This window comes from Shimia biformata, assembly GCF_016888515.1.
Lineage (GTDB): Bacteria > Pseudomonadota > Alphaproteobacteria > Rhodobacterales > Rhodobacteraceae > Shimia_A > Shimia_A biformata.
This window is the reverse complement of record NZ_JAFEJK010000001.1, coordinates 888,183-914,197: the sequence shown is the minus strand read 5'-3', so window position 1 is coordinate 914,197 and position 26,015 is coordinate 888,183. Positions and strand designations below refer to the sequence as shown.

Below are 26,015 nucleotides of genomic sequence, written 5' to 3'. Positions count from 1 at the left end.
GGCGGCCAATCCTGACCTGTTGATTGAAATCACGTCCTGCCTCAAATCCAACCCGAGTCAATTTGGACCCAAGTCTAGGACAAGGTCGGGCATGCGCAAAGCCCACAGTGGCGGGTGAGGCGTTGCATCCGCCGCCGTTGCGCCGCGATGTGCCCGAAAGCACATCAAATCCGGCAAAAAGGGGCGGTTCAGCCCCCTTTCAACCGTTGCATCAGATAGATCTCGTTTTCCGGCGCAACAGCCTCGGTCAATCCCGCAGCGATGATGCGACCGTCGATCGAGACGGAAACCCCCGCCTCGATCGCGTCTTCCAGACCCGGATGCGCCGCGACCAGCGCATCCAGCATTTCGCCAATGGTCGTGGCCTCGACCTCGACCACCTCAGCCCCGCCCGCAAAGGCGCGCAGGCCGGACCAGAGATGGACCTTAACCATTGGCCTGTTTTTCGAGCGCCGCCAGAATGCGCGGTGGCGACATCGGAAGTTCGCGCAGGCGTGCACCGGCAGCGGCCGAGACTGCATTGGCAATCGCGGCCAGCGGCGGGCAGATCGAGGTTTCGCCAACACCGCGCACACCATATGGGTGGCCCGGGTTCGGCACTTCGACGATCACCGTGTCGATCATTGGCAGGTCCGAAGCGACGGGAATACGATAATCCAGGAAGACGCTGTTTTGCAGCCGCCCGTCCTCGCCATAGATGTACTCCTCGTTCAGCGCCCAGCCGATGCCCTGCGCCGCGCCGCCCTGATACTGGCCCTCAACATAGGTCGGATGGATGGCCTTGCCCGCATCCTGCACCACGGTATAGCGCACAACGGATGTCTTGCCGGTTTCGGGATCAACCTCCGCATCGACGATATGGGTGGCAAAGCTGACGCCTGCACCTTCCGGCGTGGCCTCGTAATGGCCGACGATCGGACCACCGGTCGCCCCCATCTTGGCGCAGATTTTCGAGATATGCATCGGCTCGAACTCACCCGCATTGGGGCCTGACGGCTTGGCATATCCGTCTTCCCAATAGACCGCATCCTCATCGATACCCCATTTGTCAGCGGCGCGTTTTTTCAGCTTGCGCACAGTGTCGCGCGCCGCCTGAATGGTTGCCAGACCGCTGGCATAGGTCACGCGGCTGCCGTGAGAGACCTCGTTATACCCAAGCGATGCGGTGTCAGCGATGGTCACACGGATGTTTTCGTATGGGATACCCAGTTCTTCCGCCGCCATCAGCGCCATCGACGCACGGCTGCCGCCGATATCGGGCGTACCAACCATCAACTGCGCCGACCCGTCTTCCGACATGGCCAGCGTGACCGACGTCTCGCCACCATGGTTGAACCAGAAACCACAGGAAATCCCGCGCCCCTGACCCGGTTTCAGCGGGGCCGAGTAATGTGGATGCGCCTTCGCCGCCTCAAGCGTTTCGACAAGGCCGATACGCTGGAAGCGCGGGCCATAGCTGGCCTTGGTGCCTTCCTTCGATGCGTTCTTAAGCCTCACCTCGATCGGGTCCAGGTCCAGCTGCTTGCACAATTCGTCAATGACAGACTCCACCGCGAAGGCCGCCATAGGCGAACCCGGCGCGCGATAAGCCGCCTGTTTCGGGCGGTTGGTCATCACGTCATAGCCAACCTGATGCACGTTCTCCAAAGCATATGGCGCGAAAGCGCACATGGCGGTGAATTCGCACGGCGCGCCGGGGAATGCGCCCCCCTGCAGGCGGAACGTGCCTTGGGCGGCGGTGATGGTGCCGTCCTTCTTCATGCCGATCTTGATATCCATCGAGGTCGACGCGGTCGGGCCGGTCGCGCGGAATACTTCGGACCGTGACATGACCAGTTTCACCGGGCGGTTGGCCTTGCGCGACAGAGCCAGTGCAACGGGTTCGATGAACACGGCTGTCTTGCCACCGAAGCCACCACCGATTTCCGAGGCGGTGACGCGCAGCTGGCTCTGCTCGATTCCGACCAGCGCGGCGCAAAGTTTCTGCACGTTCCAGTGACCTTGGGTGCAGCACCACAATTCGCCCTTGCCGTCGTTGCCCAGCATCGCAAGGCAGGCATGCGGCTCGATGTAACCCTGATGCGTAGCCTCGGTCTTGAAATGGTCCTCGATGACAAGGTCGGCCTCGGCAAAACCGCTTTCGACGTCGCCGTGACCGCTTTCGTGATAGCGGACGACGTTTTCGTTGAACCCTTCGGGAACCGACCGGTCGCGGGTGCCGGCGCGGATCACGGGAGCATCCGGCGCCATTGCCTTGTCGACATCCGTGACATGCGGCAGGACTTCGTATTCCACTTCGATCAGCTTGGCAGCATCGCGCGCCTCAAGTGCAGACGTCGCGGCAACGGCAGCCACGGCATGACCGTCATAAAGCGCCTTCTCGCCCGCCATGACGTTTTCCAGCACGTTCCAAAGCTCGCCACCCATGCCCGGTTTGAACGGGATGTCGTCGGCGAAATCTGCACGGGTGACGACGGCTTTCACACCCTTCATCGCCTCGGCCTTCGAGGTGTCGATCTTAACGATGCGCGCATGGGCGTGCGGACTGCGCACGATGGCGGCATGAAGCATCCCTGGCGCCGACATGTCCGCGCCGAACTTGGCGCGCCCGGTCACCTTGTCCAATCCGTCCGGGCGGTCTGGACGGGTGCCGACAAAGGTGAACTCGGTCTTCTCGGGATCGTATTCGGTGCCGCCTTTTTGCGGCTTGTATTCGTCCAGAGCCATTACGATGCCTCCCGCATATCTTTGGCCGTGTCCATCACGGCGCGAATGATTTTGTCATACCCGGTACAACGGCAGAGGTTGCCCGCCAGCCAATAGCGGACCTCGGTCTCGGTCGGGTCAGGGTTCCGTTCCAGAAGGTTCTTGGCCGCGACAAGGATACCCGGCGTACAGATGCCGCATTGCAGGGCCGCATACTCGATAAACTTCTTCTGAAGCGGGTGCAGTTCTTCACCCTCGGCGATGCCCTCGACCGTGGCAATCGACTTGCCTTCGGCCTCGGCCCCCAGCATCAGGCAGGAACAGACCAGACGGCCGTCGACCTCGACCGAGCAGGCCCCGCAGTCGCCGGTGCCGCAGCCCTCTTTCGCGCCGGTCAGGTTCAGGCGGTCACGCAGGACATCGAGCAGGGTTTCGCGGCTGTCGCAGAGGAACTCGACCTCGTCGCCGTTGACGGTGGTGGTTACATGGATCTTGCTCATCGTCTTATCCTTTCGCGCGCTTGTAGGCGGTCAACGCCACCCGGCGGGCCAGAACGCCCGCGACATGGGTGCGGAACTCGACCGTGCCGCGCTTGTCATTGATCGGTTTGCAGGCGGCGCTGGTGGCTGCGGCCAGCTTGTCCAGCGCGGCGTCGTCCAGCGTGGTTCCGATGATCGCGTCTGCGGCCTCTTGCACGAGCAAAGCGGTCGGCGCCACTGCCCCAAGCCCAACACGGGCCTCAGTCACAGTGTCGCCATCAAGACGCAGGTTGATGCCAACGCCAACCACCGCGATGTCCATTTCCGTGCGCGGAATGAAGCGTTCATAGGCATCGCCGCCATGGTCGCCGCGCGCAGGAATATTCACTGCCGAAATCAGTTCACCCCGCGCCAAAGCGGTCTTGCCCGGCCCCGTCGGAATGTCTTCGACCGCAACTTCGCGGCTGCCGTTCGGCCCGGTCACCGTGACCGTCACCCCGGCGGCGATCATCGCCGGCACGCTGTCAGCCGCGGGCGAGGCGTTGCACAGGTTGCCAACCAGCGTGGCCCGGCCCTGCACCTGGGTCGAACCGATCAGGTCCATCGCCTCGACAAGGCCCGGCCACTCTGCATGCAGGTCGGCATGTTCGCTCATCTCGGCGCCAGACACTGCAATGCCGATGGTCCAGCCGCCATCCGCGCGGCGAGTGATGTCCTTGACGCCCGGAATATGCTTCAGGTCGATGATTTCATCGGGTGTGAAAACGTCTGCGCGCATCTGCACCAACACATCGGTACCCCCGGCAAGGAACCGCGTGGCACCTTTGGCACCTGCGGCAAGACGCGACGCCTCGTCGAAATCCTGCGGTTTGTGGTATTTCATGGTCTCTCCTGATCCGCCCTGTTGGTCGGGCTTTGACATGTCTCGTGACCTTGGTCATTCGGCAATAGTTGGAACGCCCCGCCGGACAAGAGTCAAGCGATCCCCAGCCCGTTGCCGGGTCGTGCCAGCGACGTCACTGTGACGCTTTCGACGGCAAGATGGTATAAACCAATTCATCTAGTCGCCTTGGGTCACGTCGATCCGACCTGTGGCAAAAAACAGCACAATTCGGCAATCGCGTCATGGAAACGGCCTTGGGCTTGCGCTACCATCCAGAGAATTGAAAAAAGCATTATCCCCGAGGCGGCGGGCACGTGATGAAGCGATCAGGGAAAGGGACCCTCTCAAGACCGTTGAGGACTTTGGCGGCCACTCTGCTGACTTTGGCATTCTCAACTTCGGCCCAGGCGTTTGAGATCACATTGCAGACCGACGAAGGCGCCGAGGCGCTTGAGCGTCGGATCAAGGGCGCGTCACTGGTTTACGACGCCAGACGCTCGGACATCACCGACGCCGACGACATCATCGCTGCCGCGCAGTCTGACTATGGGCGGCTGATCGGCATTCTCTATGAGGCAGGGCATTATGGCCCGATCATCCAGATCAAGGTTGACGGGCGCGAAGCGGCGGACATTCCTCCCGGTTCTGGTATCCGCTCGGTCAACATGGTCACACTCGACATCACGGCAGGACCGGTATTCCAACTGGGCACCGTACAAGTTGCGCCGCTTTCGCCGGGTGTTGCCCTGCCACCAGAGTTTGCCAAGGGCCAGACCGCGCATCTTTCATCCATCCAGAAAGCCGTCAGCACGGCACGTGATGGTTGGCGCAACGAAGGTCACGCCAAGGCCGCCGTTGCGCAGGACCGAGTGACCGCCAATCACAATCGGCGGGAACTGGATGTCGATGTCGAAATGGACCCCGGCCCGCGCCTGAGCTTCGGGGCTCTTCTTGTCACAGGTTCAAGCCGCATAAGCGAGGACCGCCTGCGCGAGATTGTATCCCTGCCGACAGGCAAGCAGTTCCACCCCGACGAGGTCGAGCGCATCCAGCGGCGGCTGCGACGCACCGGCACATTCTCGGTGGCCACGCTGACCGAGGCCGCAACACCAAATCCCGACGATACGCTCGACATGGTTCTGGAAACCAGCGATGCAAAACCGCGGCGCATCGGGTTTGGCCTTGAACTGGAATCCGACGAGGGATTGACCCTCAACGGGTTCTGGGTCCACCGCAACCTGTTTGGTGGCGCTGAACGGTTGCGCATCGAGGGTGAGATCAAGGGGCTTGGAGGAACCGGCAGCGGGAACGACTACCGCCTGAAAACCGAATTCAGCCGCCCGGCTACTTTCCACCCCGACACTGATCTGTCGGCGCTTCTCGAATTGCGGCGTCTGGATGAACGGCTGTATCTTGTTGATCAGGCCACCGCGTCGGTTGGGCTGCGCCGCTATTTCTCAAAAACGCTGCAAGGTGCGATCGACCTGGGTTTCGTGCACTCGCGGGCGGATGACGATTTCGGGAAGCGGACCATGAACAACGTGATCCTGCCTGTCTCGATGACGTGGAACCGCAGAAACGACGATCTCAACCCGACCTCGGGCACCTACCTGCGTGGCACGGTTGCACCTTTCCTTGGTTTTGGGGCAAGTGCCAACGGGGCCCGGATCACGGCGGATGGCCGCGGCTATTTCCCGCTGGGAACCGAGTCGCGCGTGGTCTTGGCGGGGCGCGTTCAGCTGGGGTCCATTGTCGGAACGTCTATCCAGGAAACGCCTCCGAACTGGCTGTTCCTGTCCGGCGGAGGCGGCACCGTGCGGGGCACCGGATACCAATCGAACTCAGTGTTTACCGGACCCGCGGAAAGCGGCGGCCGTTCATTCGTCGGCTTTCAGGGCGAAGCGCGCATCCGCATTACCAACACGATCTCGACGGTTCTGTTCTATGACATTGGATACGTCGGCGCAGAAAGCTTTTATGACGGGTCCGGTTCATGGCAGTCGGGTGCCGGGATCGGGGTACGCTATGACACAGGGATCGGACCCATTCGCCTTGACCTGGCCGGACCGGTTTCAGGCCCGGGTGCGGATGGACTTCAGGTTTATGTCGGTATCGGGCAGGCTTTCTGATGTTTGGTAGTTATTCTCGCCGCGCTCCCCTGCCTGCCGCGCTTGTGGTGGCCGGTGGCCTTGCCCTGACACCCATCGCGACCGCGCAGGAGCAGGCCGAGGAAAAGGACTTCCTGACCAGCTTCTTGCAGGATTCCCTCAGCGGAGACGGACGCATCGTCGAAATTGAGGGCTTTCGCGGCGCGCTCAGTTCGACTGCTTCGCTGGACAGCCTGACAATCGCGGATACGGATGGCATCTGGCTGTCCCTTTCCGATGTTGAACTGACCTGGGACCGGCTGGCCACTCTTGCTGGACGGATCGAGATCGAGAGCCTTTCAGCCGCAGAAATCACCCTGACCCGCCTGCCCCAAAGTGAAAGCAAACCGCCAGCGGCAGAAGCCACGGAATTTGCTCTGCCGGAGCTTCCCGTCAGCATCAATATCGGGTCGATTTCGGCACCGATGGTGGCGCTTGGTGCGCCGGTGCTTGGCCAAGAAGCCACGCTCTCCTTGGAAGGAGATATGCGACTGGCCGGAGGCGAAGGGCGCGCGGGGCTGGACATTACCCGGCTCGACGGCCCCGAGGGGCGCATCCTGATGGATGTCTCATACGCCAATGCGACAGGCATCCTGCAAACCCGGCTGGACGCGAAAGAGGCGGAAAACGGCATCATCGCCACCCTGATGAAGCTGCCCGGCGCCCCGGCAATCGGCCTTCAGGTACAAGGCGAAGGTCCCCTCAGCAATTTCGCCGCGACAATTGCCCTCAGCAGCGCCGGAGAGCCACGCCTTCAGGGTGTCGTCACCGTGGTTGACCAGAAGGACGACGGGCAAGTCGTGCTTGAGGACGCGCCCGCCGATGACCCTGACAAGGATGGCACCGAAGTCGTTCAGAAACCCGTGCGCGACATCAACCTGACAGTCGCGGGCGACCTGACGCCTTTGTTCGCGCCGGAGTATCGCGATTTCTTTGGTACCGACCTGTCGCTTTCCGGCAAAGTCAGACTGCACCCTGACGGCCGCAAGGATGTCGAGCGACTGCACCTGCGATCTGCCTCGCTGAACCTGACTGGAAACCTCGCGCTGGCGGCGAACAACATGCCCGACCGCTTTGCGCTTGATCTGGCGATGAAGGACCCCGACGGCAGTCTTGTCCTCCTGCCGGTAGCGGGGCCGAAGATGTTTGTGCGCCACGCCGACCTTGTACTGGGTTACGACAAGGACAAAGGCGAAGGCTGGTCACTTCAGGGAGAGCTTGCGGGATTTGCCCGCGATGCGATGAAGCTTGATCAGACCGTGATTTCCGGCACCGGAACCATCCGCCGGAACGCCCCGGTAGCCGTGGATGGAGAGGTCTCGGTCGTTGTAAACGGGCTGGAAACCGGCGACCCCTCCCTGACCGAGGCCCTGGGCACCTTTGCACGGCTCACTGTCGCCGCGAACTGGGTCAAGGACACCCCCCTGATAATCCGCGATTTCGCCTTCAGCGCTGATGACCTCGTGGTTTCGGGTTCGGCTGAGGTTTCGGGGCTTGAAAGCCAGATTGAACTATCCGCCGACATCACGGCCCAGACACGGGACATCAGCCGTTTTCAGACATTGGCGGGGCGACCGTTGGGGGGCGGGATCATGGCCGAGGTCAAAGCCACCTATGCCGCCCTTTCAGGTGAGTTCGACATTGATGCCACCGCTACAGGATCGGACCTGAGCATCGGGGACACACGTGTCGACCCGATGCTGGAAGGCCAATCGAAGGTCATCCTGTCAGCCGCGCGCACCACTGAGGGAACCGAACTTCGCCGACTTGCCATCGACACCAGGGCGGTGACCGTGGAAGGACAGGCAAGCGTCACTGACGACGCAGGCACCCTGCAGGTTAAAGCCGACCTTGATGACATGGGCAGGTTCGTCAGCAAAATGGACGGGCCGGTCTCGATGACCCTGACTGGACAGGGCACGTCAAAGGGCTGGGCCCTCACTACCAACGCGCAGGGGCCCCGCGACCTGAATGTCGAGGGTCAGCTTGATCTGCCCAAGGGTGGACCCGCGGCAGCGCAGATCGCCGCCGGGATCGGGACGCTGGAATGGCTCGCCCCGGAACTGGCGGGGCCCTCGTCCGTGGTTGCCGAGATTGCCGAACTGCCGGAGGGCTATGGCATCACGGCTGATGCCACCGGGCCGCTTGGAACACAGGCATCGGTCAGCGGCACAGTCGCGGCGGATGGCTCTCGGGCGAACCTGACAGCCAAAGGCAATGCCGAACTTGCCGTTGCCAACCGGCGGGTGCAGCCAAACGCGCTGCGCGGTCCGGTGACCTTCGACCTTGTGCTGGACGGCCCACTTGCGGTCTCGTCGGTGACGGGAAAAGTCACCGCTTCGAACGCGCGTCTGACCATTCCCGCGCTGCAAATTGCGCTGACCGAAATCAATGCGGGCGTGCAGTTGAATGGCACATCCGCGGCACTTGATCTGACGACCAACCTTTCGAACGGCGGCAGCCTGACTGTGGTCGGCAACGTCGACACATCCGCACCTTTCAACGCCGACCTGACAACGACGCTGAATGGCGCTGTGTTCCGCTATACGCGCATTCTGCACACCATCCTTGACGGCCAGGTTCGCGTCAGTGGTCCACTGACCGGTGGGGGCACGATTTCCGGCGACATTGCTCTTGGCCCGACCGAAATCAACCTGCAAGCCGCCAGCGGCGCGGCGGCGGCAAATGTCCCCGAGATCACCCATTTCGGCGAGTCCGGTGCTGTCCGGCAGACCCGAAAACGTGCGGGGCTGGTGCAGGAAACCCGCACTTCGGGCGGCGGTGGCGGGCCGGTCTTTGATCTGGACCTCTCAGTCGTGGCCAACAACCAGATCTTCGTGCGCGGCATGGGCGTTGATGCCGAGTACAAGGGCCGTATTGAGCTGGGCGGCACCACCAACAACGTGCTGCCATCTGGCCGGTTCGAGATGATCCGGGGACGGCTTGGGTTGGTCGGAAAACGGTTCGAGTTTACCGATGGCGACGTCACCATGCAGGGCAGCTTCATTCCAACGCTTTACATGGTGGCCGAAGAGGACAGCGACGAAGGCAAGCTGCGTATCATCCTGGAAGGCCCCGCTACAGAGCCCGTGTTCCGCTTCGAAAGCGAACCCTCGCGCCCGCAGGACGAGGTCCTAGCCCTGATCCTGTTTGGCCGCGACCTGACGGAGATTTCGGCGGTTCAGGCGGCGCAACTTGCCTCAACCGCGGCGACGCTGTCGGGGCGGGGCGGCGGCGGCTTCATGCAACGCCTGCGCCAGTCGACGGGGATTGACGACATCGACATCACAACTGACAGCGACGGTGAAACCGGCCTGCGGCTGGGCAAGTACATTAACGACCGGCTTTACACCAATGTCGAGATCGACAGTCGCGGCGACTCGACCATCAACCTGAATTATGACGTGACCAACCAGATCAAGCTAAAGGGGCACTACGGTACTGACAGCCGTGAAGGGAACAAGACCCAGACCGGGATCGGGATCTACTTCCAGAAAGACTATTGAACGCACCGATACGGTCCTTTTTCGTTTCACGCGGATGTGACGGAACCACGAGTTGACCTTCCAGCGCCGGAACTTGCTAGGTCGTTGGAAACCAGACCCAAAGGGACCGTTTCGAATGATCAGGACAATCGTCTTTGCCACCGCAATGACCGCACTTTCCGGGCCGGGGCTCGCGGCACCGGACGGAGAGGCGCTTTATGCCGAAAACTGCGCGTCATGCCACGGCGAAAACCTGGAAGGGCAACCGGACTGGCGCTCGCCGGATGAGAACGGCGTGCTGCCGGCACCACCGCATGACAAGACCGGCCACACCTGGCACCATGGCGACAAGATGCTTTTTCTTTACACGAAATTCGGCGGGCAGGCCCTGATGGAAGCGCGCGGCATTTCCATGAACAGCGGCATGCCGGGGTTTCGTGAAACCCTGTCTGATGACGAGATCAACGCAATCCTCGATTACATCAAGTCGACCTGGCCAGAGCGGGAACGTGCGCTCCAAGCGCAGCGCACGAAAGACGAAAGATGAAAAAGCCCCGGCACAGGTGAACGTACCGGGGGCGCTGCTCAGGTCCACAAGTCGCGTAATTCAGATCTTGAGGATCGGCTGCATCAGACGCGGGATCATCGACGAGAATTTCAGCGGCGCGTCCGTGGCGGCAAGGCAGATGCACGGCGCTTCCGGCCCAGCCGTCGGGATATGCAGGTCGCTTTCGTCAGCGACTTCGAGATCACCAACCCCGAATGTGCCGCCCTCATCCGAGAAACTCCCCTGCAACACCAGCGTCAGTTCGATGCCGTTGTGACTGTGTTCAGGCACCGCCTGTCCAGCAGGAATGTAGAGCAGGCGCAAGCTGCCTTCCTCATCGTTCGACAGGATCGACTGGCGATTCCCCATGCCAACCTTGCGCCAGCGCGGGCCCTCCGGCCCCAGAAGCTGCGACAGTGGCGCAGGATAGATGCCCTGCTGCGTCGGCGCGGGCGGCTCTGGCGGCGTAGGGTCGTCCAACATGGCCAGAATGCTGGACTTCAGGCCAGCCGACACCGGCTGCGCCTCGATTGTCTCAAGCACAGCGCCGCCAAGGGTCATATGGGCCTCGTAGCGGGCGCGGCACTCGTCACACATCGAAACATGCGTGGCCAGGACCATGGCATAGGGATACGGCAGGTTACCCGACACGTAGGCCGCCATCATCGGCTCGGGGATATGATGCGAAGGTGTCATCATGGTGTTGGTCTCAGATCTTTCAATTCATGTCTCAACCGCTCTAGTCCAAGGCGTATCCTTGACTTGATCGTCCCAAGCGGAAGACCGGTTTCCTCGGTTATCTCCTGGTGGGTCAGCTCACCCAGATAGGCGCGCTCTATCATTTCCCGCTGCTTCTGCGGCAACGCGGCAAGGGCCTGCCGAAGCAAATCCGTTTCCTGACTGAGCCCCAGAATTTGCCCGGGGTCCTCCTCTGGCGCGGTCGCCTCGGTCTGCAATTCCTGTGGCACCGGGCGCGCCTCGCGCCGGGCGATGTCGATCATTCGGTTGCGGGCGATGCGATAGATCCAGCCTGAAGCCTGCGCGCGATGCGGATCGAACTGAGCCGCCTTTCGCCAGACCGACAGCATGGCGTCCTGCACGATATCCTCAGCTTGGGCTGCGGGTGTGCCGCCCTTCATAATCATCGCTTTCAGGCGCGGCGCGAACAGGTCAAAAAGGCGCGCGAAGGCATCCTTGTCCCGCTGATCGCGCACAGCCAGCATCAGGCGCGTTTCCTCGGTCACTTCGCTTGGCTCGCTCACCCGTTGCCCCTTCATCCGACGCCTCGGGCCGGCCGCAAGAATGCGCCGGTCCTTTCGTTCGATCGTTTCCGTCATGGTCAACATAACGTCATTACGGGGGGACACCGCAAGCGGATCACTCTTTCTGAGAAAAAAATCAGATGGTCACGGTGCCGTCGATAATAAATGTGACATGGCCGCCAATCCAAGGGGCATTGCTGGTCCGTGACGGGATCACAAAGACTTCGCCCGCCCGGTCGATCACGGTGCCCTGACGGAACCGGAGATCACGTGTCAATCGACCCTCGGCTCTCAACCATTGTGCCAGCGCCGCAACAAGGGACCCGGTGATCGGGTCTTCACTCATACCCGATGATGGTGCGATATTGCGGACCTCGTAATCAAAACCGTTCCCCTCGGGATGCCTGCCGATCAAGCCCACGGCAACCCAATCGGGCCAGTTCACAAGCGACGAGTCCACGGCCATCACCGCCTCGGCATCCACGAGTTCAAGGATCTTCCAGTCCGGCCCATTGTCAAGACTGACTGCTGTCACGACCCTTTCGGGGGCCAATTTCAGATCGCTGATCAGCCGGCTTGTCGCCGCGCGGTCCAGTGGCGCGATTTTTGTGTCCGGCGCAGCGAAAAAGGGATAGCCGCCGCTGACGTCAATCTCGACCAGTCCGATGCCACATTCCTGTACCACGCGGCCCTCTTGTCGCGGACGCCCGCCCGCCGCCAGCCATGCCATGCAACTGCCCAGCGTTGGATGCCCGGCAAACACCATCTCGCGCCCCGGTGTGAAAATACGCAGCTTATAGTCGGCGCCCGGGTCCTCGGGCGGAAAGATAAATGCTGTCTCGGCCAGGTTGGTCCAGGCTGCGAAACGCTGCATCTGGACATCGGACAAGCCAACGGCATCCAGCACGACCGCCAGCCCGTTGCCCTGGCACAGCTGCGACGAGAACACGTCGACCTGCATGAAATGTCTGTGTCGAACCATCGGAAATCCCCTGACCGCGCTTTTGAAATCTATGCGACGTAAAACTGATCCACTCTCGCCCGCGCGCCGTATCCCGTCAAATCGCAACTAAAGGACCAGACATGTCGTTTGACGCCAGCCCAATCACCCCGCGCCACATCGCCATCGTCGGAGGAGGCATCTCTGGCCTTGCCGCCGCATATCTTCTGGCGCCAGTCCACCGTGTCACACTGGTCGAAGCGGCGCCCCGGCTTGGCGGGCATGCGCGCACCGTTGTTGCGGGCCGGAACGGGAACCAACCGGTCGATACCGGGTTCATCGTGTTCAACCACATCAACTACCCGCATCTGACCGCGATGTTCGACGCATTGAATGTCCCTACCGCCAAAAGCGAGATGAGCTTCGGCGCAACCATCGATGGCGGTCGCATCGAATACGGGCTTCAAAGCCTGGACGCGCTGCTGGCCAACCGCAGCAACCTGTTGAAACCGCAGTTTCTGCGCATGGTGGCGGACATCCTGAAATTCATTCGCCGCGCCGAGACTGCGGCGACCACTCCCGACATGACGATTGGCGACCTGATGGAAGGCTTGAAGGTGGGCGACTGGTTTCGCCGCTATTACCTGCTTCCTATTACCGGTGCGATCTGGTCGACGTCACCGGAACAGATCCTGGACTTCCCGGCGCAAACGCTGGTCAGTTTTTTCCGCAATCACAACCTGTTGCAATATGGCGGCCAACACCAGTGGCACACCGTTGCCGGTGGTAGTCACGAATATGTCTGGCGGCTTGAGCGGCATCTGCGATCGCGGGGCGTCCACATTCGCACCGCGACTCCGGTTCAGGCGGTTGAACGTGGTCCCCGAGGTGTCACCATCCGCATTAAAGGAGAAGACCCGATCCAGGCCGATGACGTGATCATGGCCTGCCACTCGGATGATGCGCTGCGCCTTCTGGCCAACCCGACACCGGCGGAGCGGCAGGCGCTTGGGATGATCCGGTATCAGGACAACTTCGCCGTTCTGCATTGTGACCCTGCACAGATGCCCCGGAAACGGGCGGCATGGCAGTCCTGGGTCTATAAGGCAGATCATGCCAAGCCGAACATGGGGATTGGCGTGACCTACTGGATGAACCGGCTTCAGAATATCGACGAAAACGACCCCCTGTTCGTGTCGCTTAATCCGTGCGACCCCGTACCCGACCACCTGATCTATGACGCAACCACATTCCGACACCCGGTCTTTGACCATGACGCATTGCGCGGTCAGTCCATGATCGGCGACATTCAGGGGCACAATAGCACGTGGTTTGCGGGCGCCTACCTGCGCCACGGGTTCCACGAAGATGGGTTCCACAGTGCCGTAAACGTCGCCGAGGCCATTGATCGCCAAACCCGGGTCGAGGTTGCGGCATGAGTTTCTCGCCCGAACATGTTGCGGCGCGCACCTGGCATGGGAGGCGGGGAAGGATCGCCAACGCCTTTGCTTATGGCGTCGATTTTGTCCTGATCGACCCGGATACTCCGCGCGGTGCGCCGTTGTTGTCTCGCAATCGGTTCAATCTCTGGTCGGTCCACGATCACCACCATGGCGGTGAGCGCGGCAAGGGTGTCGGGGCGCCTTGGGCACGCCGGCAACTGTGCGAGGCCGGCTTGCCGGATGCCGACCGGGTGGAATTGCGTCTTCTTACACAGCCAAGTCTGTTGGGAATGCAGTTCAATCCGGTCAGCTTCTGGCTTGCTTTTCGTGGCGATGACCTGATTGCCGCTATCGCCGAGGTCAATAACACCTTTGGTGATCGGCACAACTACCTCTGTGCCAAACCTGGCTTTGCTCCTATCCACCCCGCAGACCGGATCACCGCGCGCAAATTGTTCCATGTCTCTCCATTTCAGGAAACGCGGGGGCGCTACACGTTCAATTTCCGCATTACCGCCGACCGGATTGCCATCCGCATTGACCTTCGAAACGGGGATGAGGGTGTTCTGGCCACGCTGAATGGCGCACGTCGCGCCGCAACTGCAGGATCACTGGTTTGGGCCGCACTGCGCCGCCCATTCGGAGCCGCGCGCATCCTTGGCCTGATTCACTGGCAGGCGCTGAAGCTATGGGTCCGGCGCGCGCCATTTCACACCCGCCCGGAACCGCCCTCCGCCGAGATTTCGGCCCCGACCCCACCTGTTCCGGCCGAATAGACTGACGAGTTGAGACGATGACCGAGTTCCTGATCCTCCTTGCCCTGATCGCCGCATTTTTCCTGTTGCGCCGCCGTTTTGGTTTTCGTGCGCAATCACCCGAAGATTATGCCGAAACCTTGCCCCATATCGACCTGCGACAGCACCTGAACGGTCCCATTGACTGCGAAGGCGCGATCTTTGGCCCTACAGGACGCGTCACCAGCCGCTTCGTGGCACGGATGGATGGCCGCTGGACCAACACCACTGGTACCCTGACCGAGGGTTTCACATATGACAGCGGCACCACGCAAAGCCGCGAATGGACGCTGTATCCGGGTCAGAACGGCAATTTCACCGCAACCGCGCCCGACATTATCGGCACCGCCGAGGGCGTCGTTTCTGGCGCGACCATTCGTATGACTTATCGCATTCGGCTACCGCAAAACGCCGGGGGTTATGTGCTGGATGTCACCGATTGGCTGTATCTGACATCTAACGGCGTGATGGTGAACCGGTCCGAGATGCGCAAGTTCGGCATAAAAGTGGCCGAGCTTGTCGCCACGATGCGGCCAGCGGACATGTCTGCCGCCGCGTAATGTTCAAGGGTCAGACAATCTGGATCGTCGGCGCCAGCGAGGGGCTTGGCGAAGCGCTGGCGCGGGCCTTGGACCAACAGGGCGCGCGACTGATCCTGTCCGCGCGCAACCGCCGGAAGCTGGACTTGTTGGCCGCAGAGTTGAACCGCGCCGTTTCGCTTCCAATGGATATCACTGACGCGGCCAGTGTTGCGAAAGCGTGGGAAACTGATGCGCTCGACATGGCTGCCGAGATCGACCACATCGTCTATTGCGCCGGAGCCTATGCGCCGATGGCATCGTCGGACTGGGATACGGGGGCCGCCCTGTCAATGGTTGACGTAAATTTCTCGGGTGCGTTGCGCGTGCTTGGTCATGTCGTGCCTGCATTCCTGACCCGCGACCGTGGTGAGATCACGCTGATCGGTTCACTGGCCGGGTTCAGGGGGCTGCCCGGAGCGATAGGCTACAGCGCGTCAAAGGGGGCACTCATGCATCTGGGAGAGAACCTTGCAGTTGACCTGCGGCACACGGGCGTCAGGACACGCATCGTTAATCCCGGGTTCATCGACACGCGGTTGACCCGGAAAAACAACTTTCGCATGCCAATGCTGATGGACCCGGACACAGCCGCACGGCATGTTGTGACGGCCATGACCTCGCGCCGTTTCGCAACCTCTTTCCCGCGCCCGTTTTCCTGGCTGTTCCGGGTGGCGCCGCTTTTGCCCAACTGGGTCTACTTGTTGCTGTTCGGAGCAAGGGCATGACCACTGTAATTCACTGGTTCCGGCAGGATTTGCGCTTGGCCGACAATCCCGCGCTTTGCGCCGCTGCGCGGGCCGGGTCTGTGCTTCCAGTGTACATTCTGGACGATCAGAACGCCGGGGACTGGGCGATGGGGGCCGCCTCGCGGGTCTGGCTGCACCATTCGCTCTGCCGGTTGAACGAAAGTCTCAGCGGGAACCTGAGGCTGTTTCGAGGTGATCCAGAAATCCTGATCCCCCAGATTGCGCGGGACAACAACGCGACAGCGGTTTTCTGGACCCGTGCATATGAACCTTGGCGAATGGCTCGTGACGCCGCGCTCAAGGCTGATTTGAAAACGAAGGGTCTGAGGGTCGAAAGCCACAACGGGGCACTTTTGTGGGAACCGTTCGATGTGAAAAAGCCCGACGGCTCCCCCTATCGCGTCTTCAGCCCGTTTTTCCGAAAGGGCTGCCGCGCGGCGGGTGAACCTCGTGCGCCGCTCGCCGCCCCATTGCTTGACCTCGTGCCAATCGGGACCGACCCCAACCGCCTTGACCTTCTCCCCGGTCAATCCTGGGCCGCAGATGTGACCGGGGACTGGCAGCCCGGGGAAGCAGGCGCGCGCGACCGGCTGGACAGGTTCCTCGAAGACGGTCTGGCTGGGTACAAGGAAGGGCGCAATTTTCCTGCACAGAAAAACGTGTCACGCCTGTCGCCGCACCTGCATTTCGGCGAGATCTCACCAAACCAGGTCTGGCACGCCGCCCGTCTGCGGATCGAGGGACGCGACCTGGATCACTTCCTGTCAGAGCTGGGCTGGCGCGAGTTCTCTCATTCGCTACTCTTTCACAATCCCGACCTTCCGTCGGAAAACCTGCTAAAGACATTTGACCATTTTCCATGGCGCGACGACCCACAGTCACTGAGACTGTGGCAACGCGGGCAAACCGGCATCCCCATCGTCGATGCCGGAATGCGGGAGCTTTGGCAGACGGGATACATGCACAACCGCGTCCGCATGATCGTCGGATCGTTCCTTGTGAAAAACCTGCTGATCGACTGGCGCCACGGCCAGCGCTGGTTTTGGGACACCCTGTTTGACGCAGACCTTGCCAACAATGCGGCCAGCTGGCAGTGGATCGCGGGCAGCGGCGCCGATGCAGCCCCCTATTTCCGCATTTTCAACCCGGTGACCCAAGGCCAGAAATTCGACCCCAATGGTGACTATACCCGGCATTTCGTCCCCGAGATCGCAGCCCTGCCCGACAAGTATCTTTTCAACCCATGGGAGGCGCCCGACAGCATTCTGTCGGCTGCGGGAATCAGGTTGGGTGAATGCTATCCACACCCGATCGTGGACCTGAAAGCCAGTCGGATACGCGCCTTGGACGCCTATGCGCAGGCGCGCGATGCCGCATCGCGGCATGCTGGCGATAACGGTTAGCGCTATCACATGCGACCTTGCCACGTTTAACGCTAACACTTTGGAAATCCGGGCAAACATCCCTTTCGCCAAAGGCCCCTCTACCCTATATGGGGCGTCAATCGCGCCATTCGAAAATCAGAGGAAACGTCATGACAGTCACCGTAGGTATCAACGGATTTGGACGTATCGGCCGCTGCACCCTGATGCATATCGCCGAAGCCGCCCGCGACGATGTCAAAGTGGTCAAGGTGAACGCCACCGGCCCGCTTGAGACCGCCGCGCACCTGATCCGTTACGACTCGATCCATGGCCGTTTCCCCAACGAAGTGATTGTCCAGAACGGCACCATGGATGTCGGACAAGGCCCGATGCGGATGATGTCGACCTATGACATGGACGAACTCGACTGGTCCGGCGTCGATGTCGTGCTGGAATGCACCGGCAACTTCAACGATGGGCTGAAAGCGGCCAAGCACCTTGAGCGTGGAGCCAAGAAGGTGCTGATCTCGGCACCGGCAAAAAATGTCCAGAAGACCATCGTCTTTGGCGTGAACGATGCGCTTCTGGAAGCCAATGACAACATGATCTCGAACGGCAGCTGCACCACCAACTGTCTGGCACCACTGGCCAAGGTCCTGCACGAGGCAATCGGCATCGAAAATGGCCTGATGACCACGATCCACAGCTACACCGGCGACCAGCCGACGCTGGACCGTCGTCACAACGACCTCTATCGCGCCCGCGCCGCGGCGATGGCGATGATCCCGACCTCGACCGGTGCGGCCAAAGCGCTGGGTGAGGTTCTGCCCGCCCTGAAAGGCAAGCTGGACGGCACCGCAATGCGCGTCCCCACTCCGAATGTCTCGGCTGTGGACCTGACCTTTGTCGCCTCAAAAGATGTCACCGTCGATGATGTGAACGAAGTGGTGCGCGAAGCCGCCGAGGGCGCCATGAAGGGCGTTCTGGGCTATGACGCTGCGCCCAAGGTCTCGATCGACTTCAACCACACCACGGAAAGCTCAATCTATGCGCCCGACCAGACCAAGGTTGTCGGCGGCCGCACGGTCCGCGTTCTGGCGTGGTATGACAACGAATGGGGCTTCTCGGCACGCATGGCCGACGTCGCTGCCAAGATGGGCCGCACCTGAGCCGACTTGATCGCGCCGGACTGCTCGGGCATACCTGATCCAAGCCCGAGCAGCCGAAAGCGTGCCCCATGACCAATCCTATTGCCGTCTTTCTCGCCCTGCTGATTTTTGTCGGGCTTGGGGTGGATCTGGTGATATATGATGGCCAGGCGACACTTCTGCTTGCTCGTAAGTTCTTCGACCTTGTCGAGTGGCTGGCCTTCTGGCGCTAGTGCCAACCGGCTAGCCGAACAGGGGAAACAGGCCGCCCTGACAGGCGGCCTTTTTTGCTGCGACGGATCAGACGGAATCCATCCTTACGGTCACCACGACATCGCCATGCACCGGAGTCTCCCAGGAAACATGCACATGATCCCCGTTTGCCCCCTGTTCCAGTGACACATAGGGCGCCGAGTAGATACCGACGTTGTTCTGGTTCTTGATCTTGCCCAGCATAATCAGCGAATCCACCCCGCGCGCGCGCCCGCCGAATGGCAGTTTGCCCTCGGTATCGATGTCCCATGTCGCCGAGGCCGAATTCTCGGAATGGGTGATGACAAGCGGGTTGAAGGCAGGGGTTTCGACCGCGTTATAGGTATTGCCTTCGAACAGCACCAGCTTGCCTTTGCTCATGTCGAGATCGGCAAAACTGGTGTCAATCCGCTCAACCCTGTCGATCGGCCCGTTGATCGACCGAAACTTGTTCCCGGTCACGGTCAAACCCGCCAGGAAATGACCCGCGCCATGCGGTTTGACCACGATATAGCTGAACCAGGGCGCAACATCCCCCGACAGGAACACGTTGTCCGTAATCGACAGTGCGCTGAAGGAATAGCCTCCAGTAAAATTCGGGCTGGGATCGTATTCATTGGTCCATTCGATGAACGCATTGTCACAATAATTCCCGTCGATCAGGGTCGAGCAATGCGTCTGTGTCAGAACGATCCCCGCCGTGCGCAATCCGGCCGAAACCGCATCACCTTGGAAGAAGTGGTTGCCGGTGATGATCGAATTGGCGCCTCCGATCACGACAAAGTGCCGGAACTGGCTGGCACGGTTGTTGCGGATCTTGACGTCATTGGCATTGGTGTTGATGGCCACGGTTGTCCGATCCTGCGCCGGAGTATCGCCCTCAGGCGTGGCAAAGTTGCAGCGGTCGATCAGCATCCCCTGACACCCATCCCCGATTGAGGTCACCCCGCGGTCGCGCGGGCGAGTGATCCAGCAATCCTTGAGGTGAAAGATCAACCCGTTCGGCGCCAACATGATACCGCTTGCCTTGCTGTTGCACTGAAACTCGATATCTGCCAGCGAGAACGAGGCCAGTTTCTTGAAGTTGCTGAAATCCAGCAGGTACTTGAACCGGGTAAAGGTAAAGTTCTGGGTGCCCTCCCCGTCGAAAAGCGGCTGCGAGAGCGTGATCTCCTGGGTCGCCAGGTTCTTGGATTTCACATAGACTTCGCGCCCGACACCGTTTCCGGTGACAAGTGAGCCAACCGGGATATTGGCCACGTTGACCACATTTGTCAGGGTGCGTGACGCCGAAGCGGAATAGGTGGCCTGAGACGTCACCACTTCCGGATCCCAGACACTGGTTCCGGTGACATACAGCTGGCCATTGCGAATGACGCGCCGTTGCGCAAACTCGTCCTTGTTGCCAACAGCCGCAGCCATATCTATCGGCTGTGAAATACTGATCCGGCGCCCACCCAGATCCAGGCTTTCGTGGTCTGCATTGTTGAGCAGCGCCTGGAACGCCCGCTTGAAGCCTTCCTCCTCGCTTCCGAAGGCATCAATATAGGGCGACAGGTGAAAGTCCTTGGTCAGTGTCAGATAGTCATCGCTGGCCATGGTGACAGTGCCTTCGAACTCGACATGGTTGTCAAACGTGACACTGGTTCCCAGGAAATAGGTTCCTTCCGAGATCAGAACCCTGCGGCCAGCCGCCGCTGCATCTGCAGCTTCAAAGGCTGCGGCGTCATCGGTCACACCATCGCCAACGGCACCAAAATCGCGCACATCGACCCAGTTCATCATGGTGCGATGAAAAACATGGGTGATGTCCTCGATCACGATATCGTCGATCCTAACCACGCCACCGCTGGCGCCGGTCAGGTCGATACCGAAATGTCCATAAAGCGCATCCGCGCCCCAGACCATATCGACGCCGGCGCGGTTTCCCGCGCCAATGATGGCCGAAACCTCGACGACCTCGCCATATGTGGTCAGCGGCACGGACGGGCCGACCTCGGTCACGCCATCGACATGGGTGCCGCCAGACGCACCGGCCCAGGCTGCAACCCGTACGTTTGGCAGGTTGCCACTGACCGCCTTGACCCGCGCCGTAACACGCAGATAACACCCCGCAAGCAACGGCGTTTCGCCCATGTAACGCAGTTTCTGGGTCGCGTTGGTTTTCAGGATTTCGATGCAGCCGCCAAAGTCCTGATCCGCCGGGACAAAGGCTGCGTTGGGATCGCCGTCATACGTGTCCGCCCCCGGTGTGCCGTTGCCGCTGGACCAGACATCCAGACCCTGAGCAAATTGCGGCGGCATCAGCAGCACGCCATCGGTAATCGCCTTGTTCATTGAACCCCTTTCACCCGCGCAGGCGGGTTGCCTTGATTGCCTCGTGGACGCCTGCGAGGTGCGGGCGGCCTTCGGGCATTGGGGATAGTCGAAATGGTTTAAGCGCAGTTTTCGGCACCGTGACGGAGGCGGGAAAACCTTTACGCGCTGTAAACAATAGGCTTAGCTTCCGCATCCAGAAGGGAAAGGAAGCTTATATGTTGCTACTGTTGAAGCTTGTGCATTTTTTGGCGTTCTCCATTGCCGTCGGAGCAAGCCTGGCAAACGTAATCGCCGGAAAACGCCTGGCCCCGCTGATGCCCGAAGGCGCGGCTTCGGTCATCCCCTTCCGGGCGCGTCTTGGCCAGATCGCCACCATTTGCCTGATTGCACTGTGGCTATCGGGCCTTGCGCTGGTGGCCACCACGCATGGCGCTGGTCTTTGGAGCAATGGATGGTTCCTGCTCAAGATCGCTTTGGTTCTGGCGTTGACAGCGGTGTCAGCGATCCTGAACCTGGCGGCCATCAAGGCGAACAAAACCGGCACCCCACCTGATCCGCAACGCATGATGAAGCTCGGCGTCGCCGGGCATGCGCTTGCACTTTCCATTGTAGTTGCAGCTGTCGTGACCTTTGCCTAGGCGGCCATATCCGGTGTTGGCAAGATCTGAACGGCGTTGATTTTCCAGCCCGCAACGCCCGGGATCATCTGGTAATCAAGAACATGCAATTGCCCTGCCCGATCCCGGATCAGGACCTTCTGCCAATGCACGCCACCGATCTCGCGCAGCTCCAGAAACCGCAATTCCTCCGGCCGCCAGACCATCGGATAGCCACGCTGTACCATGGTGACAAATCGGTCCGCCGAGCCAAAGACGCCTTGTATCCCGGGGGACGCGAAACTGAATGCGGTCGCGGCATCATCGGCTTGAAATGCCGCGATCTGGGACGAAATCACTCCCCTGATCTCGGCATCCTGTGCCGAAGCGAATGTCGCCCAGAACGACAAGGCAAAGACAGAAATCCAACGCATGGCGCAGCCCTCCTGCAAGGAAAGCTAGCGCCGGGTTGGTCGTCGTCCAATCTCAGCCCAAGTCGCCGGCCAAACCCTTTTCGATCAGCGCGATCGTGTCCTCGACGCCATATAGCGCGATGAAGCCACCGAAACGCGGGCCCTGACTTGCACCCAGAAGCACCTCGTAGATCGCCTTGAACCAGTCGCGAAGCGGCTCGAATTCATGCACTTTGCCAACCGCGAAAACGATGGATTGCAGGAATTCCTCATCTGCGAAATCGACCTCGGGAAGCGGGTCGTCATTGCCGACAATCGCGTTTTTCCGCCCAATCAGATCAAGCGCGTAAGCACCATCGCTCAGCGCCTTGGCAAGATCGGTCAAGGCCGCGCGCTCCTGCTCGGTCGGCGCGCGGAACACTTTCGCGGGTTTCACGAAATCCTGGAAATATCGCACCGCGTGCCCCGCGGCAGCATCCATCCCGGGGTGAGTCTCGGCGGTGGCGTCTGGGGCGTATTTGTTGATGAAGCCCCACAGGGTTTCCTTGTCCTCGGCACTGGACGCACTGGCAAGGTTCAGGAGCATCGAGAAGGGCACCACCATGTCCGACGCAGGCACATCACCATTGTGGATGTGGTAAACAGGATTGTTTAGCTTTGCCTTGGCATCCTGCCCGGCGTACGCGCGCAGTTGCTGGTGATATTCATCCACCGCCTTCGGGATCACGTCAAAGAACAGCCGTTTGGCGGTCTTCGGCTTTTGATACATGAAATACGACAGGCTCTCGGTCGAGGCATAGGTCAGCCACTCGTCGATCGAGATACCGTTGCCCGAGGATTTCGAGATCTTCTGACCCTTGTCGTCCAGGAACAGCTCATAGGTGAAATGCTCAGGCGCACGGGCACCCAGTACTCGGCAGATACCGTCATAGATCGGCGTGTTGGTCGAATGGTCCTTGCCGTACATCTCAAAGTCGACGCCCAGCGCAGCCCAGCGCGCACCGAAATCGGGCTTCCACTGCAGCTTCACATTGCCGCCCGTCACGGGCAGCGTCCATTCTTTGCCGTCCTCGTCGTCAAAGGTGATCTCCCCCTTGGCGGCATCGACGTTCTTCATCGGCACATAAAGAACACGGCCGGTTTCGGGGTGGATCGGCAGGAAGATCGAATAGGTCTGGCGACGTTCCTCACGCAACGACTTCAGCATGATTTTCATCACGTCGTCATAACGCTCGGCGGCGCGCAAAAGCACCTCGTCGAATTGGCCCGAGCGATAGAATTCGGTTGCGGAATAGAATTCGTATTCGAACCCGAACGTGTCCAGGAACCGGCGCAGCATGGCGTTGTTGTGGTCGCCAAAGCTGTCATGGGTGCCAAACGGGTCTGGCACCGAGGTCAGCGGTTTTTGCAGATGCTCTTTCAACATCTCCTGGTTCGGCACGTTGCCCGGCACCTTGCGCATCCCGTCCAGATCATCGGAAAAGCAAATCAGGCGGGTTGGAATGTCCGAGATCACCTCGAACGCGTTGCGGATCATCGTGGTGCGGAGAACCTCGCCAAAGGTGCCGATATGCGGAAGGCCCGACGGCCCATAGCCGGTTTCAAACAGAACATAGCCCTTCTCGGGCGGCGTCTTTTCATAACGTTTGAGGATCCGGCGTGCCTCTTCAAAGGGCCAGGCTTTGGATTCGAGGGCGGCGGCGCGCATCTCAGACATGTCGGACTCCGATTCTGCGTCACCGCCCAACTGCGGCAACGATCCGCCGCTACCTATTGCCCATAGGCCGACAGGTCAATATTCTGCGCCGCAACATTACCTTGAAAGGACAGGCCCAGTGCCCCAAGACCCGTCTCATCCCCTGACCCCGCAGGACTGCCTTGTTGCCGTCATGGTTGCGGTTTCCGCTTCGGACGAAAACATTCGCACGGCCGAACTGGTCAAAATCCAATCGGCCGTGAACCACCTGCCGGTTTTTGCAGATTACGATATCGACCGGATGAAAATGGTCAGCCAAACCGTGTTTGACCTGTTCGAACAAGAGGACGGCCTTTCCGCCCTGTTTGGCCTGATCAGAGAAAGCCTGCCTGAACGCCTGAATGAAACCGCCTATGCGCTGGCCTGCGACGTGGCCGCCGCCGACGGCACATTGGCCGAACCCGAGCTGCGGCTTCTGGAAGAAATCCGTTATGAGTTGAACATCGACCGCCTGCATGCCGCCGGTATCGAACGCGGCGCACGGGCCCGGCACATGACCTGAAACCAAGGGGGCACGGCGGCTTCCTGCCTCGACGTGCCCCGCCTACCCCGCCAGTTCGCTTGCCTCTGCGCGGCTCAGTTGTTCGCCCTGTTTGCGTTTCAGCAAGACTTCGCGGGCGCGGGCATACTTGTCATCCTGCCAGAAGATCAGGCAGCCGTTGCACCCCTTGCCACAGCACCCTTCCGTGCCAACACGGTTGGTCTTGAACCTGCGCTCGGTGGCATCCTCGCCTGCCGCCTCGGCCAGTTCATCACGTCGTTTGGCGTAGGCTTTGGGATTGTCCTTGCCGGTCATCTCCAGCCCCTGAACCAGTTTGTCGAACCGCACCCGTTTCCACTGCTCATCGGTCAGCGCGCGCTCCTTGCGCAGGACGGAAAAGGCCGGGAAGCGCGCTTTCAGTGTATTGATGTCCTCGTGATCGAACAGCGTGAACGGCAGACGGATCACGGTTCGTGACGACCCATGCACGACCTCCAGCCGCGCGCCATCTTCGGCCCGCTCGAAATCATAGGCCCGCAGCAGCACGGTTTCCCGCGCGATGGGAGAGACAAACTCCAGCACCTCACCCGCTTCAAGCTTGTTCTTCACCTCAACCAGGAACGCGTCCTCGGTGACATCGGTCACGACCCCTGCGTATTCCCACTGAGCAAGCGACGCAGTGTGTTCATAGTCATGCGAATAGTTCGTCAGCCGCCCTTCGTGAAACGCCAGCGAATAGCCACGGTTCCCCACCGCCTCCAACTCTCGCATATAGGATTTCGGGTCCCATCCCTCGGGGTCCGAATAGTAATCGTCAATCGCCATCCGATAGGCACGCGCCACCACGGCGCAATAATACTCCGACTTGCCACGCCCTTCGACTTTCAGGCTGTCGACCCCGATCTTCAGATATTCATCCAGCTTCGGCATGATGCACAAGTCGCGGGAATTCAGGATGTAAGACCCCCGCCCGTCTTCCTCAATCGGCATCAGTTCGCCGGGCCGACACCCTTCCTCCAAGAGGAATTCGAACATGTCGGCATTCTCTTCAGTGATGTTCAGTTCTTCTACCGAGCCGTCTTTCAGCCGCATCTTGACTGAATAATTCCAGCGGCATGAATTGGCGCAATTGCCCTGGTTCGCGCCGCGCTCGGCCATGTAGTTGGACAACAAACAACGCCCGGAATAGGTCATGCACATCGCGCCATGCACAAAGGCTTCCAGCTTGATATCCGGGCATTTTTCACGGATTTCCACCAGTTCCAGGTAAGACACCTCACGCGCCAGAACCACCAGCTCGGCCCCCTGGGCTTTCCAGAAATCCACACTGAGCCAAGAGCAGATATTGGCCTGGGTCGAGATATGAAGCGGGATTTCGGGAGCGCGGTCGCGGACATATTGAAAGACGCCGGGATCAGCGATGATCAACCCATCGGGCTGCACCTTTCGGACCGTGTCGATATACTCGTCCAGCTTCGGAATGTCCTTGTTGTGGCTGAACAGGTTCAACGTCAGGTAGGCGCGTTTGCCGTGATCATGGCAGAAGCGCACTCCCTCAATCACCTCTTCCAGCGAAAACTCGGACTTGGTGCGCAACGACATGTCGGGCGTGCCCAGATAGACCGCGTCGGCCCCGTAAAGGATCGCCATTTTCAATTTGCGCAAGTTGCCTGC

General features: G+C 60.5%; 23 protein-coding genes. 12 read left to right on the top strand and 11 right to left on the bottom strand.

The window, feature by feature from the left end; translation table 11 throughout:
- Positions 1–188: 188 nt before the first annotated feature.
- The 4 genes from JQ863_RS04385 to JQ863_RS04370 are packed head-to-tail and all read right to left on the bottom strand — an operon-like array spanning position 189 to position 4,068.
- A complete protein-coding gene (locus tag JQ863_RS04385; protein WP_204113103.1) occupies positions 189–434 on the bottom strand; it encodes a MoaD/ThiS family protein in 246 nt (81 codons plus the stop codon).
- Positions 427–2,727, bottom strand: a complete 2,301-nt coding sequence (locus JQ863_RS04380) for a xanthine dehydrogenase family protein molybdopterin-binding subunit (protein WP_204113102.1) — start codon at positions 2,725–2,727, stop codon at positions 427–429. The genes JQ863_RS04385 and JQ863_RS04380 overlap by 8 nt, the downstream gene beginning before the upstream one ends.
- Positions 2,727–3,206 carry a (2Fe-2S)-binding protein gene (locus tag JQ863_RS04375; protein ID WP_204113101.1) on the bottom strand — a complete coding sequence of 160 codons (480 nt, stop codon included), beginning with the start codon at positions 3,204–3,206 and terminating at the stop codon, positions 2,727–2,729. Before JQ863_RS04375 ends, JQ863_RS04380 begins: the two co-directional genes overlap by 1 nt.
- Before the next feature lie 4 nt (positions 3,207–3,210).
- Positions 3,211–4,068 (bottom strand): FAD binding domain-containing protein, encoded by an 858-nt coding sequence (locus JQ863_RS04370; protein ID WP_204113100.1) that lies wholly within the window; start codon positions 4,066–4,068, stop codon positions 3,211–3,213.
- Between the two features lie 383 nt (positions 4,069–4,451).
- On the opposite strand from JQ863_RS04370, the gene JQ863_RS04365 reads away from it, so the two are divergent.
- The 3 genes from JQ863_RS04365 to JQ863_RS04355 all read left to right on the top strand — a co-directional run bounded on the left by JQ863_RS04365 (position 4,452) and on the right by JQ863_RS04355 (position 10,247).
- Positions 4,452–6,197: an autotransporter assembly complex protein TamA gene (locus tag JQ863_RS04365; protein ID WP_204113099.1), complete on the top strand. Its 1,746-nt coding sequence runs from the start codon at positions 4,452–4,454 to the stop codon at positions 6,195–6,197.
- Positions 6,197–9,721, top strand: a complete 3,525-nt coding sequence (locus JQ863_RS04360; protein WP_204113098.1) for a translocation/assembly module TamB domain-containing protein — start codon at positions 6,197–6,199, stop codon at positions 9,719–9,721. Before JQ863_RS04365 ends, JQ863_RS04360 begins: the two co-directional genes overlap by 1 nt.
- A 145-nt stretch (positions 9,722–9,866) precedes the next feature.
- Complete coding sequence (locus JQ863_RS04355; protein ID WP_239113341.1) at positions 9,867–10,247, top strand: c-type cytochrome; 381 nt, start codon at positions 9,867–9,869, stop codon at positions 10,245–10,247.
- A 60-nt stretch (positions 10,248–10,307) separates the two neighbouring features.
- On the opposite strand, the gene JQ863_RS04350 is transcribed toward JQ863_RS04355, so the two are convergent.
- From JQ863_RS04350 to JQ863_RS04340, 3 genes are all read right to left on the bottom strand, one after another.
- Positions 10,308–10,946: a ChrR family anti-sigma-E factor gene (locus JQ863_RS04350; protein WP_204113096.1), complete on the bottom strand. Its 639-nt coding sequence runs from the start codon at positions 10,944–10,946 to the stop codon at positions 10,308–10,310.
- The gene (locus JQ863_RS04345; RefSeq protein ID WP_239113340.1) at positions 10,943–11,524 is read right to left on the bottom strand and encodes a sigma-70 family RNA polymerase sigma factor; all 582 of its coding nucleotides are present in this window, start codon (positions 11,522–11,524) and stop codon (positions 10,943–10,945) included. Before JQ863_RS04345 ends, JQ863_RS04350 begins: the two co-directional genes overlap by 4 nt.
- Before the next feature lie 121 nt (positions 11,525–11,645).
- Positions 11,646–12,491: a PhzF family phenazine biosynthesis protein gene (locus JQ863_RS04340; RefSeq protein ID WP_204113094.1), complete on the bottom strand. Its 846-nt coding sequence runs from the start codon at positions 12,489–12,491 to the stop codon at positions 11,646–11,648.
- 101 nt (positions 12,492–12,592) lie between these two features.
- Here JQ863_RS04340 and JQ863_RS04335 point away from each other — a divergent pair, with 101 nt between their 5' ends.
- From JQ863_RS04335 to JQ863_RS04305, 7 genes are all read left to right on the top strand, one after another.
- Positions 12,593–13,888, top strand: a complete 1,296-nt coding sequence (locus JQ863_RS04335) for an NAD(P)/FAD-dependent oxidoreductase (RefSeq protein ID WP_204113093.1) — start codon at positions 12,593–12,595, stop codon at positions 13,886–13,888.
- Complete coding sequence (locus JQ863_RS04330) at positions 13,885–14,667, top strand: DUF1365 domain-containing protein (RefSeq protein WP_204113092.1); 783 nt, start codon at positions 13,885–13,887, stop codon at positions 14,665–14,667. Before JQ863_RS04335 ends, JQ863_RS04330 begins: the two co-directional genes overlap by 4 nt.
- 17 nt (positions 14,668–14,684) lie before the next feature.
- Complete coding sequence (locus JQ863_RS04325) at positions 14,685–15,245, top strand: DUF3833 domain-containing protein (protein ID WP_204113091.1); 561 nt, start codon at positions 14,685–14,687, stop codon at positions 15,243–15,245.
- Positions 15,245–15,991, top strand: a complete 747-nt coding sequence (locus tag JQ863_RS04320) for an SDR family NAD(P)-dependent oxidoreductase (RefSeq protein ID WP_204113090.1) — start codon at positions 15,245–15,247, stop codon at positions 15,989–15,991. Before JQ863_RS04325 ends, JQ863_RS04320 begins: the two co-directional genes overlap by 1 nt.
- Complete coding sequence (locus tag JQ863_RS04315) at positions 15,988–17,415, top strand: cryptochrome/photolyase family protein (protein WP_204113089.1); 1,428 nt, start codon at positions 15,988–15,990, stop codon at positions 17,413–17,415. Before JQ863_RS04320 ends, JQ863_RS04315 begins: the two co-directional genes overlap by 4 nt.
- 131 nt (positions 17,416–17,546) lie before the next feature.
- A complete protein-coding gene (gene gap, locus JQ863_RS04310) occupies positions 17,547–18,545 on the top strand; it encodes a type I glyceraldehyde-3-phosphate dehydrogenase (RefSeq protein WP_204113088.1) in 999 nt (332 codons plus the stop codon).
- A 68-nt stretch (positions 18,546–18,613) separates the two neighbouring features.
- Positions 18,614–18,757 carry a hypothetical protein gene (locus JQ863_RS04305; protein WP_204113087.1) on the top strand — a complete coding sequence of 48 codons (144 nt, stop codon included), beginning with the start codon at positions 18,614–18,616 and terminating at the stop codon, positions 18,755–18,757.
- 67 nt (positions 18,758–18,824) lie between these two features.
- Here JQ863_RS04305 and JQ863_RS04300 read toward each other — a convergent pair whose 3' ends face one another.
- Positions 18,825–21,113: a glycosyl hydrolase family 28-related protein gene (locus JQ863_RS04300; protein WP_204113086.1), complete on the bottom strand. Its 2,289-nt coding sequence runs from the start codon at positions 21,111–21,113 to the stop codon at positions 18,825–18,827.
- 197 nt (positions 21,114–21,310) lie between these two features.
- On the opposite strand from JQ863_RS04300, the gene JQ863_RS04295 reads away from it, so the two are divergent.
- Positions 21,311–21,733 (top strand): hypothetical protein, encoded by a 423-nt coding sequence (locus JQ863_RS04295; protein WP_204113085.1) that lies wholly within the window; start codon positions 21,311–21,313, stop codon positions 21,731–21,733.
- On the opposite strand, the gene JQ863_RS04290 is transcribed toward JQ863_RS04295, so the two are convergent.
- Together JQ863_RS04290 and JQ863_RS04285 are read right to left on the bottom strand one after the other, a co-directional pair.
- Positions 21,730–22,125, bottom strand: coding sequence for a DUF4864 domain-containing protein (locus JQ863_RS04290; protein ID WP_204113084.1), 396 nt, complete (start codon positions 22,123–22,125; stop codon positions 21,730–21,732). The genes JQ863_RS04295 and JQ863_RS04290 overlap by 4 nt on opposite strands.
- A gap of 52 nt (positions 22,126–22,177) precedes the next feature.
- Positions 22,178–23,821, bottom strand: a complete 1,644-nt coding sequence (locus tag JQ863_RS04285) for a lysine--tRNA ligase (protein WP_204113083.1) — start codon at positions 23,819–23,821, stop codon at positions 22,178–22,180.
- A 172-nt stretch (positions 23,822–23,993) separates the two neighbouring features.
- On the opposite strand from JQ863_RS04285, the gene JQ863_RS04280 reads away from it, so the two are divergent.
- On the top strand, positions 23,994–24,362 hold the full coding sequence (locus JQ863_RS04280) for a tellurite resistance TerB family protein (protein ID WP_239113339.1): 369 nt from the start codon (positions 23,994–23,996) through the stop codon (positions 24,360–24,362).
- Between the two features lie 42 nt (positions 24,363–24,404).
- Here JQ863_RS04280 and JQ863_RS04275 read toward each other — a convergent pair whose 3' ends face one another.
- On the bottom strand, positions 24,405–25,991 hold the full coding sequence (locus JQ863_RS04275; protein ID WP_239113207.1) for a U32 family peptidase: 1,587 nt from the start codon (positions 25,989–25,991) through the stop codon (positions 24,405–24,407).
- Between the last annotated feature and the right edge of the window lie 24 nt (positions 25,992–26,015).